The sequence below is a fragment of the Saccharothrix longispora genome (genome assembly GCF_031455225.1).
Lineage (GTDB): Bacteria > Actinomycetota > Actinomycetes > Mycobacteriales > Pseudonocardiaceae > Actinosynnema > Actinosynnema longispora.
Window position 1 is genome coordinate 7983847 of record NZ_JAVDSG010000001.1, and the last position, 13909, is coordinate 7997755.

At 72.0% G+C, this 13909-nt stretch carries 16 protein-coding genes, 2 tRNA genes and 1 pseudogene; 12 read left to right on the top strand and 7 right to left on the bottom strand.

The window, feature by feature from the left end; genetic code table 11:
* Genes J2S66_RS35045 through J2S66_RS35075 form a run of 7 tightly spaced genes read left to right on the top strand, consistent with a single transcriptional unit; the run spans position 1 to position 5271 of the window.
* A complete protein-coding gene (locus J2S66_RS35045) occupies positions 1–468 on the top strand; it encodes a ribose-5-phosphate isomerase (protein WP_310313524.1) in 468 nt (155 codons plus the stop codon).
* A complete protein-coding gene (locus J2S66_RS35050) occupies positions 468–1109 on the top strand; it encodes a hypothetical protein (protein WP_310313527.1) in 642 nt (213 codons plus the stop codon). Before J2S66_RS35045 ends, J2S66_RS35050 begins: the two co-directional genes overlap by 1 nt.
* Positions 1102–1908, top strand: a complete 807-nt coding sequence (locus J2S66_RS35055; protein WP_310313529.1) for an Fpg/Nei family DNA glycosylase — start codon at positions 1102–1104, stop codon at positions 1906–1908. The genes J2S66_RS35050 and J2S66_RS35055 overlap by 8 nt, the downstream gene beginning before the upstream one ends.
* A 53-nt stretch (positions 1909–1961) precedes the next feature.
* Positions 1962–2453: a YbaB/EbfC family nucleoid-associated protein gene (locus tag J2S66_RS35060; RefSeq protein ID WP_310313531.1), complete on the top strand. Its 492-nt coding sequence runs from the start codon at positions 1962–1964 to the stop codon at positions 2451–2453.
* A gap of 28 nt (positions 2454–2481) precedes the next feature.
* Entirely contained in the window at positions 2482–2787 is a 306-nt protein-coding gene (locus tag J2S66_RS35065) for a type VII secretion target (protein ID WP_306749074.1), read from the top strand.
* Positions 2784–4493, top strand: a complete 1710-nt coding sequence (locus J2S66_RS35070) for a WXG100 family type VII secretion target (protein WP_310313537.1) — start codon at positions 2784–2786, stop codon at positions 4491–4493. The genes J2S66_RS35065 and J2S66_RS35070 overlap by 4 nt, the downstream gene beginning before the upstream one ends.
* 1 nt (position 4494) lies before the next feature.
* Positions 4495–5271 carry a hypothetical protein gene (locus tag J2S66_RS35075; RefSeq protein WP_310313541.1) on the top strand — a complete coding sequence of 259 codons (777 nt, stop codon included), beginning with the start codon at positions 4495–4497 and terminating at the stop codon, positions 5269–5271.
* Positions 5272–5289: 18 nt separating this feature from the next.
* Here J2S66_RS35075 and J2S66_RS35080 read toward each other — a convergent pair whose 3' ends face one another.
* A complete protein-coding gene (locus tag J2S66_RS35080; protein WP_310313544.1) occupies positions 5290–6039 on the bottom strand; it encodes a hypothetical protein in 750 nt (249 codons plus the stop codon).
* Between the two features lie 61 nt (positions 6040–6100).
* Positions 6101–7303: a GNAT family N-acetyltransferase gene (locus J2S66_RS35085; RefSeq protein WP_310313548.1), complete on the bottom strand. Its 1203-nt coding sequence runs from the start codon at positions 7301–7303 to the stop codon at positions 6101–6103.
* A gap of 84 nt (positions 7304–7387) precedes the next feature.
* Here J2S66_RS35085 and J2S66_RS35090 point away from each other — a divergent pair, with 84 nt between their 5' ends.
* Positions 7388–8161, top strand: coding sequence for a maleylpyruvate isomerase family mycothiol-dependent enzyme (locus tag J2S66_RS35090; protein ID WP_310313550.1), 774 nt, complete (start codon positions 7388–7390; stop codon positions 8159–8161).
* A gap of 74 nt (positions 8162–8235) precedes the next feature.
* Positions 8236–8358 (top strand): hypothetical protein, encoded by a 123-nt coding sequence (locus J2S66_RS35095; RefSeq protein WP_310313553.1) that lies wholly within the window; start codon positions 8236–8238, stop codon positions 8356–8358.
* A 34-nt stretch (positions 8359–8392) separates the two neighbouring features.
* Here J2S66_RS35095 and J2S66_RS35100 read toward each other — a convergent pair whose 3' ends face one another.
* Together J2S66_RS35100 and J2S66_RS35105 are read right to left on the bottom strand one after the other, a co-directional pair.
* Positions 8393–8731 carry a VOC family protein gene (locus J2S66_RS35100; protein WP_310313556.1) on the bottom strand — a complete coding sequence of 113 codons (339 nt, stop codon included), beginning with the start codon at positions 8729–8731 and terminating at the stop codon, positions 8393–8395.
* Positions 8732–9047: 316 nt separating this feature from the next.
* Positions 9048–9121: transfer RNA gene (locus J2S66_RS35105), tRNA-Gly, on the bottom strand.
* A gap of 60 nt (positions 9122–9181) precedes the next feature.
* Between J2S66_RS35105 and J2S66_RS35110 the strand changes: the two genes are divergently transcribed.
* Positions 9182–9255: transfer RNA gene (locus J2S66_RS35110), tRNA-Pro, on the top strand.
* Positions 9256–9332: 77 nt separating this feature from the next.
* On the opposite strand, the gene J2S66_RS35115 is transcribed toward J2S66_RS35110, so the two are convergent.
* From J2S66_RS35115 to J2S66_RS35125, 3 genes and pseudogenes are all read right to left on the bottom strand, one after another.
* Positions 9333–9584 (bottom strand): hypothetical protein, encoded by a 252-nt coding sequence (locus J2S66_RS35115; protein WP_310313559.1) that lies wholly within the window; start codon positions 9582–9584, stop codon positions 9333–9335.
* 92 nt (positions 9585–9676) lie between these two features.
* The gene (locus J2S66_RS35120) at positions 9677–10363 is read right to left on the bottom strand and encodes a substrate-binding domain-containing protein (protein WP_310315330.1); all 687 of its coding nucleotides are present in this window, start codon (positions 10361–10363) and stop codon (positions 9677–9679) included.
* A gap of 48 nt (positions 10364–10411) precedes the next feature.
* Positions 10412–10582: pseudogene (locus tag J2S66_RS35125) on the bottom strand (LysR family transcriptional regulator); the annotation flags it as partial.
* A 1217-nt stretch (positions 10583–11799) separates the two neighbouring features.
* Between J2S66_RS35125 and tig the strand changes: the two are divergent.
* Both tig and J2S66_RS35135 read left to right on the top strand, forming a co-directional pair.
* On the top strand, positions 11800–13158 hold the full coding sequence (gene tig, locus J2S66_RS35130) for a trigger factor (RefSeq protein WP_310313562.1): 1359 nt from the start codon (positions 11800–11802) through the stop codon (positions 13156–13158).
* 114 nt (positions 13159–13272) lie between these two features.
* A complete protein-coding gene (locus tag J2S66_RS35135; protein ID WP_310313566.1) occupies positions 13273–13881 on the top strand; it encodes an ATP-dependent Clp protease proteolytic subunit in 609 nt (202 codons plus the stop codon).
* Positions 13882–13909: the final 28 nt, after the last annotated feature.

Below are 13909 nucleotides of genomic sequence, written 5' to 3' on the forward strand. Positions count from 1 at the left end.
GTGCGCGTTTATCTGGGATCGGACCACGCGGGCTTCGAGTTGAAGACCGCCCTCGCCAAGCACCTCAGCGACGCAGGCCACGACGTCGTGGACGTCGGCCCGGCGGTGTACGACGCGGAGGACGACTACCCGCCGTTCTGCATCGAGGCGGCCACCAGGGTCGTCGCCGAACCCGGCAGCCTGGGCATCGTGATCGGCGGTTCCGGCAACGGCGAGCAGATCGCCGCCAACAAGGTGCCCGGCGCCCGCGCCGCGCTCGCCTACAGCGTGGAGACCGCGAAGCTCGCCCGCGAGCACAACGACGCCCAGCTGATGGGCATCGGGGCGCGGATGCACACCACCGAGGAGGCGTTCGCGATCGTCGAGGCGTTCCTGGCCACCCCGTTCTCCGGGCAGGAGCGGCACGCCCGCCGCATCGGCATCCTCGCCGACTACGAGCGGACCGGCGAAGCCCCCGCCCTGCCCTGATGATCCGCGAGCTGCTGTTCCGCGACCTCGGCGGCACCTACCTGACCGAGCCGCGGACCGTGATCGAGGCTGCGTTCGACGAACCCCGCTACCTCGAACGGGTACCGGGCCTGCGCGCCGTCGTCACCGACGACTCGGCGCGGCGCCACCACCGCTACCTGGCGGTGGTGGCGCTCGCGTCGTGGGGCCATGACCCGGTCTACCCGGTGGTGGAGGGCATCGCCGAGGCCGGTCGGCGCTCGCCGTGGTTCAACACCCTGGTCGCCGAGGACCGCGACGGCACGTTCCCGGAGCTGGCGGGCGCGGTCGCCGAGGGCCGCCGGTTCACCTCGTCGGCCGCGCGGCTCGCCGCCGTGAACGCCCTGATCGGCCTCGGTGACGAGGTGTTCTTCGGCTGGCCGCTGCGGTACGCCGCCGACGAGCCGGGCACCGCCGACGCGCTCGCCGCCGTGCTGGACCGAGGCCTCGACCGGACCGACGAACCGGACTTCGACCGGAACGCGCAGCTCGCCGCGCTGTGCTCGGTGCTGGCCGCGCACGCCCCCGAGCGCGCCGTCGAACCCGCCCGCCGCCTGCTGCGCCGCGACTCCCGGCAGCTCGTCCGCCTCTACCTGAACCCGGTGGTCCCGTTCCGTGCCTGAAGGCCACACCCTGCACCGCCTCGCCCGCCTGCACCGGCGCCGCTACGCCGGTTCGGTCGTGCGGGTGTCCAGCCCGCAGGGCAGGTTCGCCGCGTCCGCGGTCGACGGCAGGCTGTTCGAGCGCGCCGAGGCCCACGGCAAGCACCTGCTGCACGTCTACGGGCCGGACGCGACCGTGCACGTCCACCTCGGCCTGTACGGCGGGTTCACCGAGTCGCCGCACCCGGTGACCGAGCCCGTCGGCCAGGTGCGGATGCGGGTGGTCGGCCCCACGCACTGGACCGACCTGCGCGGGCCCACCCGGTGCGAGGTGCTGACCGACGACGAGGTCGCCGCCCTGCACGCCCGCCTCGGCCCCGACCCGCTGCGGCGCGACGCGAAGCCCGACCTGGCGTGGGCGAAGGTCTCCGGGTCCCGCCAGTCGATCGCCGTGCTGCTGATGGACCAGTCCGTGCTCGCGGGTGTGGGCAACGTCTACCGCGCCGAGGTGCTGTTCCGGCACGGCCTCAACCCCTACGTCCCAGGCCGCGGCCTGGACAAGGCGCTGTGGGACGACATGTGGCTCGACCTCGTCGTGCTCATGCGCGCCGGCGTGAAGGTCGGCCGGATCGACACCGTGCGGCCCGAGCACCTGCCCGAGGTCACCGGCCGCGCGCCGCGCGAGGACCGGCACGGCGGCGAGGTCTACGTGTACCGGCGCACCGGGCAGCCGTGCCTGCTGTGCGGCACGCCCGTGGCCGCCGCCGAACTCGCCGGCCGCAACCTCTACTGGTGCCCCCGCTGCCAGCCGGCGCGCTAACGGAATACCGTCCCCGCACGATCCTGTCACGCAGGAGATGGAGGGGGCGTGCGGTGACCGATCCCGTGTTCGGTGGCGACGAGGTGCGCACGGAGCAGGAGATCGCCCGCTGGGCGGCGGGCGTGACGGCCAAGGCCGAGAAGTACCAGGAGGTGAGCAGGCAGGTCGCCGGGGTGAGCATCACCGAGGTGTCCCGCGACGGCCTGGTGCGGCTCACCGTGGACGCCACCGGGGCCGTGCAGACCCTGGAGATCAGCGAACGGGCGTCCGGCGGCGCGCAGCTCGCCACGACCATCCTGACGACCATGCGCCGTGCGCAATCCCGAATCGCCGGCGCGGTCTCCGACGTGGTGAGCGCGGTCGGCATCCGGGAACCGGGAACCGCCGACGCGCTGGTCTCGTCGTACCGCCAACGCTTCCCCGAACCACCGTCGGACACCCCGCCCTGGGCGGACCAGGTCCGTCCGACCGCACCACCGCCGCCGTCCACGCGGCGACCCGTTCAGGACGACGACGACTGGGAAGGCCCCTCGGTCACCGAGTGAGGGGCATCGAGTGCTTGAGGGGCGGAACGTGAGCGGTTACGAGGTCCCGGTCGAGGAGCTGCGCGGGCACGCGGACCGGTTGCGCGGGGTGGAGGACCAGCTCAACCAGGCGCTGGACGCGGCCCGCCAGGTCAGCATGTCCGGTGAGGCGTACGGGAAGATCTGCACGATGTTCCCGCCGATCGTGTCGTTCGTGAGCGGCGCGGGCATCGAGTCGCTGAGCGAGTGCGTGACGTCCGTCGGCGACACCATCGCCTCCGTGCGCGGCGCGGCCGACGACTACGAGGACGTCGACCGGGGCAACGCCTCCGCGTTCGCGGGCGGTGCGGCGTGAACAACCCGCTGGTGGCGGAACGCCGCGACTCCACCACCGGTTACACCGGGATCGGCATCGCCGAGTCCGCGGCCGATCTCTACAACGGCGTGTCGTCCGGGTCCTGGGTCGAGGGCGGCCTCGGGTTCGCCGGCACCGGCCTGGAGATGCTCTCGCTCGCCCTCGACCCGCTGGGCACCCTGCTCCAGTACGCCGTCTCGTGGATCATCGAGCACGTCGGGCCGCTGCGCGACGCCCTGAACTGGCTGGCGGGCGACGCCGACCAGATCGCCGCGTACGCCACGACGTGGCAGAACGTGTCCCAGTCCGTCGGCCGGGCGCACGAGGTGCTGACCTCCGAGGTCGGCCGCGGCACGGCCGGCTGGACGGGCGCCGCGGCCGACGCTTACCGCCGGTCGGTCGCCGAGCAGGCCGAGCACATCACCGCGGCGGCCGGGTGCTCCGCCACCGTCGGCACGGTCGTGCAGGTCGTCGGCGTGCTGGTCGGGACGGTGCGCGGCATCGTGCGCGACCTCGTCGCCGAGTGCGTGGCCACGCTCGTCGCCCGCATCCCGCAGTGGCTGGCCGAGGAGGCCGTGACACTCGGCTTCGCCACGCCGCACGTGGTGGCCTCCGCCGTGGCGATCATCGCCAAGTGGGTCAACCGGATCTCCGACGTGATCACGAAACTGGTCCGGTCGGTCGGCAGGCTCCGGCCGCTGATGAACCGGCTCGGGGAGATCTGGGAGGCGATCAAGAAGGGCCTCCGGGCGCTGAAGCGGGCGGACGCGCCCGGTGCGCCGCGCACGCCCGACCCCGTGACGCTGCCCGGTTCGCCCGACGTGAAGCCGCGGGGTGGGACCACGCCGTCCGGGACGACCGCGCCGTCGAGCACGTCGGGACCGACCGTGTCCGCGCCGCCGCCGACGCACACCCCGCCCGCGACCACGACGCCCGCCGGCACGACCACGCCGTCCGGTGCCCCCGTGTCCGCGCCGCCCGTGACGCACGCGCCGCCCGGCGGCACGACCCCGTCCGGGACCACCTCGCCGTCGAGCGCGCCGGTGACCCCGCCCCCGGTGGCGCACGGACCGTCCGGCGGCACGACCACGCCGTCCTCCACGACCGCACCGCCCGCGACCCCGGTGCCGGGCGGTGGTGGCGGTGGTTCCGGGCCGAAGATCATCCGGCGTGACGACCACTTCCCGAACACCGTCAACAGCGGCGGCATCCGCAAGTCGCACCTCGACGCCGACGGCAACCTGGTGCCCGCCAACCCGCACGGCAAGACCGAGCCGTGGCAGCACGTGCTGGGCGGCAAGGACAAGGCCGCCAAGGCGGACAGCCCGTACACCTCGTTCAGCGTCGAGGGCGCGGACGCCAAGCTGTACGGCAACAAGGAGGTCCGCCTCGACCACGAGCGGCTCCAGGCCGACATCGACGCGGGCAAGGTCACCGACGTGGAGATCCTGCCGCCCGCCAAGGTGGAGGCGTCGCTCCAGGGCGAGGTGGACCGGCTCGCCGGGCGCGCCGTCGACGTGACCCTGCCGCACGACGCCACCCCCGACCAGGTGCGGAAGTTCGCCGAGGACCTGGGGTTGTCCAAGGGGAAGACCGAGTCGATCATCAGCCGCCTCCAGGGCCTGCTCAACACCCGTCGCGACGGCGAGTGGCTGATCAAGGGCACGGTCCCGGCCGAGTACATCCAGGGGCCATACGATGTCTGAGGTGGACAGCCGGGTCAGGGAACTGCTCTACACGGACTTCGACGGGCACCCGGTGGGCGACCCGGACGAGGTGATCAACGCCGCGTTCGACGACGACCGGTACACCGCGCGGGTCGAACCGCTGCGCCGGGTGCTGGCCACCGGCGCGCCCTACGAGCGGTTCCTGGCGTGCTGCGCGCTGGCCACGTGGGGCGAGCTCGACGGCTACCGGGCCGTGGTGGACGCGGCGGCCGACCCGGACGCCGCCCCGTGGCGCGGTGAGCTGGTCGACCGGCGCTATTCGGTGGACGAGACGTTCGCGCACCTGGCCCGCGCGGTCGGGCTGGGCGAGGACTTCGCCGGCCCCAAGGGCACCGAGGACGAACGGGTGGGCGCGCTGCGGGCGCTCGTGCGGATCGCCGACACCGAGTACTTCGACTGGCAGCTGGCGTTCGCGCTGGACAAGCGCGCGCTGCCGCGCGTCGTGGACGACGTGGCGGCCGTGGTGCGGCGCGGGACCGACCGGCTGGCGTCGGGCGAGCGGCCGTCGTTCGACCTGGGCGTGCAGCTCGCGGACCTGGCGGCGGCCGTGGCGCAGGTCGACGAACGCCTCGCCGTCGGCCTGGGCGGCGACCTCGTGCGCGTGGACAGCTCGCCGAAGGTGCTCGTGCACCTGGCGGCCGTCGTGTCGCGCGGCACCGGGGCCCCGAGCCTCAAGTTCGCCGACTACCTCGCGTCGGTCGGCGACGGCTCGGTGCGCAAGGCGCTGGCCGACGCCCTGACCCGCCGCAACGGGTAGGGCGCCGGCCGGGGTGCCCTAGAAGTCGAACCCGCCGAAGTCGCCGCCGAAGTCGCTGCCGCCGAAGTCACCGCCCGCGTCACCACCGGCGTCACCGCCGCCGTCGCCACCGTCACCGCCGTCGGCCGCCTGACCGTCGGCGAACCCGTCCGCGTAGGCGACGCCCGCCATGCCCGAGAACATCGCGCTGAACAGCAGCATCGAGCCCACGCCCCAGGCGCCCGCGACCAGCGCCGGCTTCCACCACGGCTCCGAGTACCAGCCCTGCGGCACCGGCCGACCGGCCACCATGCCACCGGGGTAGTAGTGCGGCGTGCGCGAACCGGGCTGCGGCGAGGCCACGTAGCGGTGGCCCTCCACCTCGACGTCGCGGTTCTCCGACACCTTGCCCGCGCGGCCCTGACCGGTGAGGTCGGGCAGTTCGGGACCCGGGTCGATGCCCATCGCGGTGCGCGCGGCCCGCACGTAGTACAGGCCCTCCATCGCGGTCTGCGTCACCAGCCGGCACTGCTCCACGGTGCGGGCCTGCTCCATCTGCGACCCGGCCGCGGTGAACCGCTCCGAGGCGTCCGCCATCGCCTGCTGCGAGGCCACGTCCGTGCCGGTCAGGTTCATCACCTGGCCGCCGAGCCGCTCCACCCAGCGCCGCGCGTCGGCCTGGGCGTCCTCCAACTCCCGCTGCCGCCTCGCGGCGGCCGTCTTCGCGTAGTACCAGCCGGCGCCCACGACGAGAACCAGCAGCACGAGCAGCACGATCCCGGTGCCCATCAACCCTCCCGGTGCCTGTGCCACGACAACGCACGGTGACCGGTGTGGGTTCCCGAAGGGCCTAGAAGACCTCGGGGCAGTGCGGCTCGTGATCACCCAGGAAGGCGTGCGACAGGGCGGTCACGGCACCCGGCACGACCTCGTGCACCTGCTGGGCGCGGGCGAGCGTGGCCAGCCTCGTGCCGCCGAGGTAGGCAGCGCCCAACGCCTGCGCGGTCAGCCGCACGTCCGGCTCGTCCGTCACCCGTTCGAGAGTGGCCTTCCCGCTCTTCACGGTGAACCTGACACGACCCGCGTTCCACGGGCAGAAGTCGTCCTCGACCTCCAGCACCACGTCGACGTCCGAGGAGTAGCGGCGGGCGGCGAGCGCGCGGTCCACGTCCACCAGGCGCACCCACAGCGAGTCCGACCGGCCGCGCAGCGCCGACCGGGGATCGGCCAGCAGGTGCGTGACCGGGTCGTCGGAGGCGGTGTAGAACTTCAGCTCACCCACCATGTCGAGGTCCAGCAGGTAGCGGTACAGGGAGGCGTACGCCTCGGTGGTGCGGGCGGCGATCTCGCGCACGTGCACCTCGTTGCGCGGGCCGCGCTCCTGCCAGTCGCCCTTGACCCGGTACACCGCGTACCCGTCGGGGTGCAGCACGTACCGGTAGGCGGTGAGGCCGCCGCGGTCGCGCTCCTCGTCGGCCAGTTGGTGCTCCCAGTTGGCGTCCACGCGGCTCAACCAGCCCGTGCGGCCGGGGCGCAGCTCCTCGTAGAGGGCCTTGAGCGCCGGCATCGCCTCGTCGCGCTCCACCTCGCGCACCCTGGCGTCCCCGGTGCGGACGTCCGCGCGGAACGCCGCGCCGCGCGGCACCGACAGCCGCGTGAACTCCGCCGCGAGCCCGTAGCCGAACCGGCCGTAGATGCCCGCCTCCGACGCCCACAGCGCCGCGACCGCCTCCCGGCCCTCCTCGTGCAGGCCGTGCAGCTGGGCCGTCATGACCCGGGTGAGGACCCCGCGCCTGCGGTGACCCGGCTTCACGCCCACCGCCGTCACCGCCGCCACCGGGACCGGCCCCGCACCCGGCACCGTGACCTCGCGGGACTGGATGCCACCGCCGCCGACCAGTTCCTCCCCGTCGAACACGGCGTGGTGGCGCTCGGGTTCGAAGAGGCGGCGCCACCGCTCCGCGTCGACGGTGTCGGACTGGAACGCCGAGTCGACCATGCGCTGGAAACGCGGCAGGTCGGCCGCGGTCAGGGTACGAACGGTGAGCGCCATGACCACGTTCATACGCCGGTCGTCGCCGACGCGCGAACCGATTGAGGGTCGCGGTGGGCGGTCGTGATCGGCGATGCTGCACCCGTGGACCGGCAGGAGTTGAACCCGCACGCGTTGGCCCTCGCACTCCGCGCCGAGGTGACGGCCCTGGCCGACGCGGTCGACCCGACCCGCCTGGAGGACCCGGTGCCCGCGTGCCCCGGGATGACAGTGCGGGACCTGGTCGAGCACGTGACGACGGTCCACCGGCACGTGACGCGCTGGGTGACCGGCGGCGCGCGCCCGTCCACCGAGCCGGCGCCGGACGGTCCCGACCCGGCCGACGTCGACTCCGCCGACACCGCCCCGGCCGACGACCTGGTGGACCGCTACCGGACCGGCGCGGCGGCGCTGCTGGCCGTCCTCGACCCGGCACGTGCCACGGCGCCCGCGCCCACGTGGTGCCCGTGGGACCAGACCCTCGGCTTCTGGTTGCGCCGCATGGCCCACGAGACGGCAGTGCACCGGGTGGACGTGCAAGCCGCCAACGGCCGGGCCGCGCCGCTGGAACAGGCGTTGGCCGCGGACGGCGTGGACGAGGTGCTGAGGTTGTGGCTCGGCTGCCACCAACCACCCCGCGCGCACACGTCCGGCCGAGCCGTGGCGCTGCGCGTCCCCGGCCGCGAGTGGACCGTCGCCCTGCACCCCGGGATCGTCGACTTCTGCTCCGGTGCCACCCCGGACGCCGTGGTGAGCGGCGCGGCGTCCGACGTCGACCTGTGGCTGTGGGGACGCGGGGACGAGTCGGCGCTGTCGGTCGAGGGCGACGTGGCGGCGGTGCGCGCGCTGCGCGAGGCGGTAGCCGGCGTGACGGTGTAGCCCGGTCGGCCCCGTTCCGGCGCGGTTCACCGCAAACTGCGGTGAACGGGCACCTCGGGGAGGACACTGTCCGGGTGCGCAACCTGTCGCTGATCCTGAGATGCCTGGTGACCGTCGCTGTCGGCGTGCTCATGGTGTTCCTGGCGGTCAGGTTCGGCGAAGCCCTGTGGCGGGCGGTCACCGCCTACGGCAGGTGACGGCCCCGGCAGGTGACCGGCGAGGCCCGTGCCCTCATGCGGTCACGAAGCAGAACTCGTTCCCCTCGGGGTCGGTCAACACCTGGAAGCTGCCGGCCTCGTCGGTCTGCACATCCCCCTGGCGGGCCGCACCCAGTTCCACGGCACGGCGCGTGGCCTCGCCGATGTCGTCGACCGCGATGTCGAGGTGGAGCCGGTTCTTGACGACCTTGTCCTCGGGCACGGGCTGGAAGGCGATGCGCGGCCAACCGGGCGGCACGACGTGCGACCACCCGGAGGACCGGTCGACGGCGTCACCCCCGAGCAACGCCGCCCAGAACCGCACGAGCGCTCCGGGATGCCGGCAATCCACGACGAGCTGATCGAGTCGCATGGTTCCATCATGTGCGACCCGTAGGCCGTTCGGCACGTCGACGAGCGCTCCCCCGATCACCTGCCGCCAACCGGCGGCACGAGCACCGCGATGGTCCGATGTGGACTGACGGCGTGCCGTGCCGCCACAACCGCCTCCACCCTCGTCCGGTGGCTGAACGACGAGACGACGAGTTCCTGTCGGCGGAGGGAGGCGGGTGCGGCCGCATCCCCCGGCCCGTCGGCGGTCCGGCACGCGAGGGGCACGGAAGATCACCCGAAAGCACAAGACCGTCCACGTGGGACGGTCAGCAAGTCGTCTACCAGCAAGAAGAGGCTGGAGCGGGTGACGGGAATCGAACCCGCATGACCAGCTTGGAAGGCTGGGGCTCTACCATTGAGCTACACCCGCTTGCGCCTACCGGGGTGGGCGCGAGGCTAGTTTAGCCGGTCGCGATACGCTTGCGGTGACCGGGGCGTGGCGCAGTTTGGTAGCGCACCCGCTTTGGGAGCGGGGGGTCGCAGGTTCAAATCCTGTCGCCCCGACGGTCGCCCTGGCCGACCCGGGTTCGGGTTGGTCAGGGCACTTCCCCTCAGGCGGCGTACTCCCCCGGAGAACCGGCTCAGCCGCCCAGCTCGGTGACGGCCGTTTGGATCGCCGTCGCCTGCTGCTCCAGCTCCGCGTCGGTCGACTCGTCACCGACACCGCGGTCCAGCAGCTCGGTCTTCGTCACGAGCACGAGGGCGCCGCGGTAGGCGTCCGTGTCCAGGTCGTCCTGCTGCACGACCTCCACCCGTCCTTCCAGCAGGACGAGGGCCGAGTCCGGCAGCGGTGAGGCCAGCAGTTCGCGCAGGTGGGCTGCGGTGACGGTCATGCCCTCCCTGCTACCCGCGCACGGCGCCGCGAAACGTGGCCGTTCTTGAGCACACCCGCGCCATCGGGTGCTCAAGAACGGCTCCCCAGTCGCTACGCCGGAGTAGCCACCTGCTCGCTCACCACCTGGGCCGCGGCCGACACGAGTGCCGTCACCGACGGGTTGGTCGAGTTGTCCTGCCGCCACGCGAACTGGGTGTAGACCCGGAAGGGCGGGACCCACGGCAGTCGGCACAGCCGGCCGTCGTCCAGCTCGGTGGCGACCGTCACCTCGGGGACCAGCGAGATCCCCAGGCCGGACGTCACCGCGCGCTTGGCGGCGTCGATCGAGTCCAGGGCCAGCACCGGTGACCTCGACTCGGCGTCGTGCAGGCCCAGGGCCTGCTCGAACTGCTCGTAGTAGCTCGCGCCGTTCTCGGCCCGGATGAGCGTGCTGCCGCGCAGCTCGTCCTCCGTGATCACCGAACGGCGGGTGAGGGCGTGCGTGGGACCGGCGACCATGACCAGCGGCTCCGGGCACAGCACGGTCGTCTCCAGGCCCTCGCGCGGTTCCACCGAGCCGATGAAGAACGTGCAGTCCAGCCGCCCCTCCCGCACCGCGGACAGGTTCGCCTGGGTGTTGCGGGAGTGCAGGGAGATCTGGACGCTCGGGTAGCGCCAGCACATGTACTCGATCAGTGGTAGCAGCCGGTAGTCGGTCAGGCTCTGCGCGCTACCGATGACCAGCTTGCCGTGCGGCTCGCCGTTCATCGTGATCGCTTTCCGCGCTTTGTCGGTCAACGTGATGATGTTGCGCGCGAACGGCAACAGTTCGACTCCGGCGGAAGTCATCTGGATGCCCCGCGGGAGTCGACGGAACAAAGGCACGCCAAGGGTTTCTTCGAGCGCCTTTATCCGGGTGGTGATGGTGGGCTGCGAGCAATTCAGCGTGGCGGCTGCCTTGGTGAAACTGCCCGTTTGAACCACAGTTGTGAACGCCAAAAGCTGACGCGTCTCCATGGAGCTCCCCAACGGTGCGTTAATGTGGTCCACGAGAGGCCGGTGTAGGACGGCGTCGTGGTCTCCTGTGCGTGGCGGCAGTCGATCCGGCCGCGCCGACGTGCCGACGCTGCCTGGGATCGATCACCATCGCCGCTCGACCGCGAGGGGTGTTGCCCGTTGGACGGGTGGTGTTCCCGGCACGTCGCGGGCACCGGACCTGCGTGCACCCGCGAGCGGCACCGGGGAGGTGTTCGGCAGCGGCGGAATGGATCTCATGGGGTCATCGGCACCTTGTCTGGTAGGTGGTTAAAGAGCTCGATGACATTGTCTCGCTCGTTCCTGTCGGTTCTCGGCGCCGGTTGCGTCCGCTGCTGACCCCCCAGAACGTCCGGCAACGAGAATTATTCCTGGTCCAGCGCGCGGGTCCGGGCGTCACGCTACCTGAAACCCACACTAATGGACTACGGCGAGTGGAGTCATCTCGACAAGTGAAAGTTTTCTGTCGCGCGTTGCTCCGAACGGCCTCAATTCACCCTTCGTGACGAACGTCCCTTCGGTCGAGGTTGCGGACAGTTGGTCGGCACTACGGCATCCGTGTTACACGAGCCGCGGAAGGCTGCGTTCGGTGATGACGCGCGGACCGGTGCTCCCGGCTCCCGCAGTCGCTCGAACGGCCTAGTCGAAGGACCTTCGGAGCCGCCGAACGGCCCAACGCGGGCGTCCGAAGCGCCCAGGGGGAGACGCCGGTGCTCCGAACGCGGTGGCGACAACGCGCCGTGGTGGGCCGCCGAAGGGGCGTCCCCGCGCCACGACACGGGAGGGCGCCGGTGCGCTACCCCTGCGCGCGGCCCGCCGGACCGGCAGGTCGCGGCCCGCCCGCGGCCGCCCCGGGGACGGGTCCGCCGGCGCCGCCTGCTGAGACGGGGCCGAAGGTCCTCCGAAGAAGTCCCGAAGAACACCCGAAGCCGTTCGACGCGCTCGGCGTCGGGTGGAATTCGAACCGCGTCCGCGAATTCCGGTCGGCACGTCCACGCGCCTTTCCGGTGGCCGCGAGAATGCGGTCACAATGCGCGCGCGGCGCGCCGGGCGGCATGTAGGGCGCACCTTTGCGCCCCCGTGGACGGGGTGCGGCCGTCGCGCTCCCGGGCGGACCGCCTAGACTCAGGCGGAATCCCGGCGCGAACCACCGCGTCACCGGGATGTTCCGCACGTCCTGCCCCAACGAGGAGACCACGTTGAAGAGCACCGTCGAGCACCTGAGCCCGACGCGGGTCCGGATCAACGTCGAGGTGCCGTTCGACGAGCTCAAGTCGGACTTCGACCGCGCCTACCGCAAGCTGGCCAAGCAGGTCCGCATCCCCGGCTTCCGCCCCGGCAAGGCCCCGGCCCGCGTGCTGGAGAGCCGCATCGGCCGCGCGCCCGTCCTGGACGAGGTCGTCCAGGAGGCCATCCCGGCCAAGTACCTGGAGGCCGTGAACTCCGGTGAGCTGCGCACCCTGGGCCGCCCCGACTTCGAGGTGACCAAGATCGACGACGGCGACACCCTGGCGTTCACCGCCGAGGTCGACGTCCGCCCCGAGATCGCCGTCCCCGCCTTCGGCGAGCTGACCGTCAGCGTCGACGACCAGGAGGTCACCGACGAGGACGTGGACACCCAGCTCGACGAGCTGCGCGCCCGCTTCGCCACGCTGACCGGCGTCAAGCGCCCGGCCGAGAACGGCGACTTCGTCGTGGTCGACCTGTCGGCGACCGTGGACGGCGAGGAGGTCGAGGAGGCCAAGACCGCCGGCCTGTCCTACGAGATCGGCTCCGACCAGCTCGTCGAGGGCATCGACGACGCCCTCGTCGGCGCGTCCGAGGGCGAGTCGCGGACCTTCACCACCACCCTGGTCGCCGGCGACCACGCGGGTCGCGACGCCGAGGTCACCGTGGTGCTGAACTCCGTCAAGGAGCGCCAGCTGCCCGAGCTGGACGACGAGTTCGCCCAGCTCGCGAGCGAGTTCGACACCCTCGACGAGCTGAAGGCCGACCTGCGCACCCGCCTCGGCCGGGTGAAGAAGATGCAGCAGGGCGTCCAGGCCCGCGACAAGGTGCTGGACGCGCTGCTGGCCAGCGTCGAGGTGCCGCTGCCCGAGGCCGTCGTCAAGAGCGAGGTCGAGGCCCGCGAGCACGACGCCGTGCACGCCCTCGACCACGACGAGACCCGCTTCGCCCAGTGGCTGGCCGAGCAGGGCCAGACCAAGGAGCAATTCGACGCCGAGGTGCTGGAGGCGTCCGAGCAGGCCGTCAAGACGCAGCTGGTGCTGGACGCCATCGCCGACGCCGAGCAGCTGAGCGTGACCGACGCCGAGCTGACCGAGCGCATCATCTACCAGGCCCAGCGCTTCGGCATCAGCCCCGACGAGTACGTCAAGCGGGCCCAGCAGTCCGGCCAGCTCGGCGCGATCTTCGCCGACGTCCGCCGCGGCAAGGCGCTGGCCTCGGTCGTGCGCCAGGCAACCGTCACGGACTCCGCCGGCAACGCCCTCGACCTCGACGAGCTGTTCGGCGAGCCGAAGGCCGAGTCCACTGAGGAAACCGCTACCTCTGAGTGAAGCCCTGAGCGAACGCGGGCGGTGTCGGGAAGTCGACGCCGCCCGCCTTCGTTAAGGTCGTTGGCACGAGACTCTTTTTCGGCACAGCTAGTCGGCAAAGTTAGGCAGGCAGACGTGACGCAGCACTCTTTCCCGACGCCCGAGATGCGAGCGGCCTCGGGGATGAACCTCAACGACTCGGTCTACGAGCGCCTGCTCCGCGAGCGGATCATCGTGCTGGGCACGCAGGTCGAAGAGAACATCGCCAACCAGATCGTGGCCCAGCTCCTGCTCCTCGCCGCCGAGGACCCGGAGAAGGACATCACCTTCTACATCAACTCGCCCGGCGGCTCGGTCACCGCGGGCATGGCGATCTTCGACACGATGCAGCTCATCGAGCCGGACGTGGCCACCTACGCCATGGGGCTCGCGGCGTCGATGGGCCAGTTCCTGCTCTCGGCCGGCACCCCCGGCAAGCGGCACGCCCTCCCGCACGCCCGCATCCTCATGCACCAGCCCTCGGCGGGTGTCGGCGGCACGGCGGCGGACATCGCGATCCAGGCGGACATGCTCACCCGCACCAAGCACGAGATGGCCGAGCTGATCGCCCAGCACACCGGTCAGCCGGTCGAGCGCATCGTCGCAGACTCGGACCGCGACCGCTGGTTCACCGCCCAGGAGGCCCTCGAGTACGGCTTCGTGGACAAGGTGATCAGTCGCGCCAGCCAGGCGTCGACCAACTGACCAGCGAGCACACACCAGGAGACAGTGA

Excerpts from the sequence above, each read along its gene's own strand:
- J2S66_RS35085 (WP_310313548.1), bottom strand. The coding sequence starts at position 7,303 with ATGGCGCTCACCGTTCGTACCCTGACCGCGGCCGACCTGCCGCGTTTC.
- J2S66_RS35080 (WP_310313544.1), bottom strand. The coding sequence starts at position 6,039 with ATGGGCACCGGGATCGTGCTGCTCGTGCTGCTGGTTCTCGTCGTGGGC.
- J2S66_RS35100 (WP_310313556.1), bottom strand. The coding sequence starts at position 8,731 with ATGCGACTCGATCAGCTCGTCGTGGATTGCCGGCATCCCGGAGCGCTC.
- J2S66_RS35115 (WP_310313559.1), bottom strand. The coding sequence starts at position 9,584 with ATGACCGTCACCGCAGCCCACCTGCGCGAACTGCTGGCCTCACCGCTG.
- J2S66_RS35050 (WP_310313527.1), top strand. The coding sequence starts at position 468 with ATGATCCGCGAGCTGCTGTTCCGCGACCTCGGCGGCACCTACCTGACC.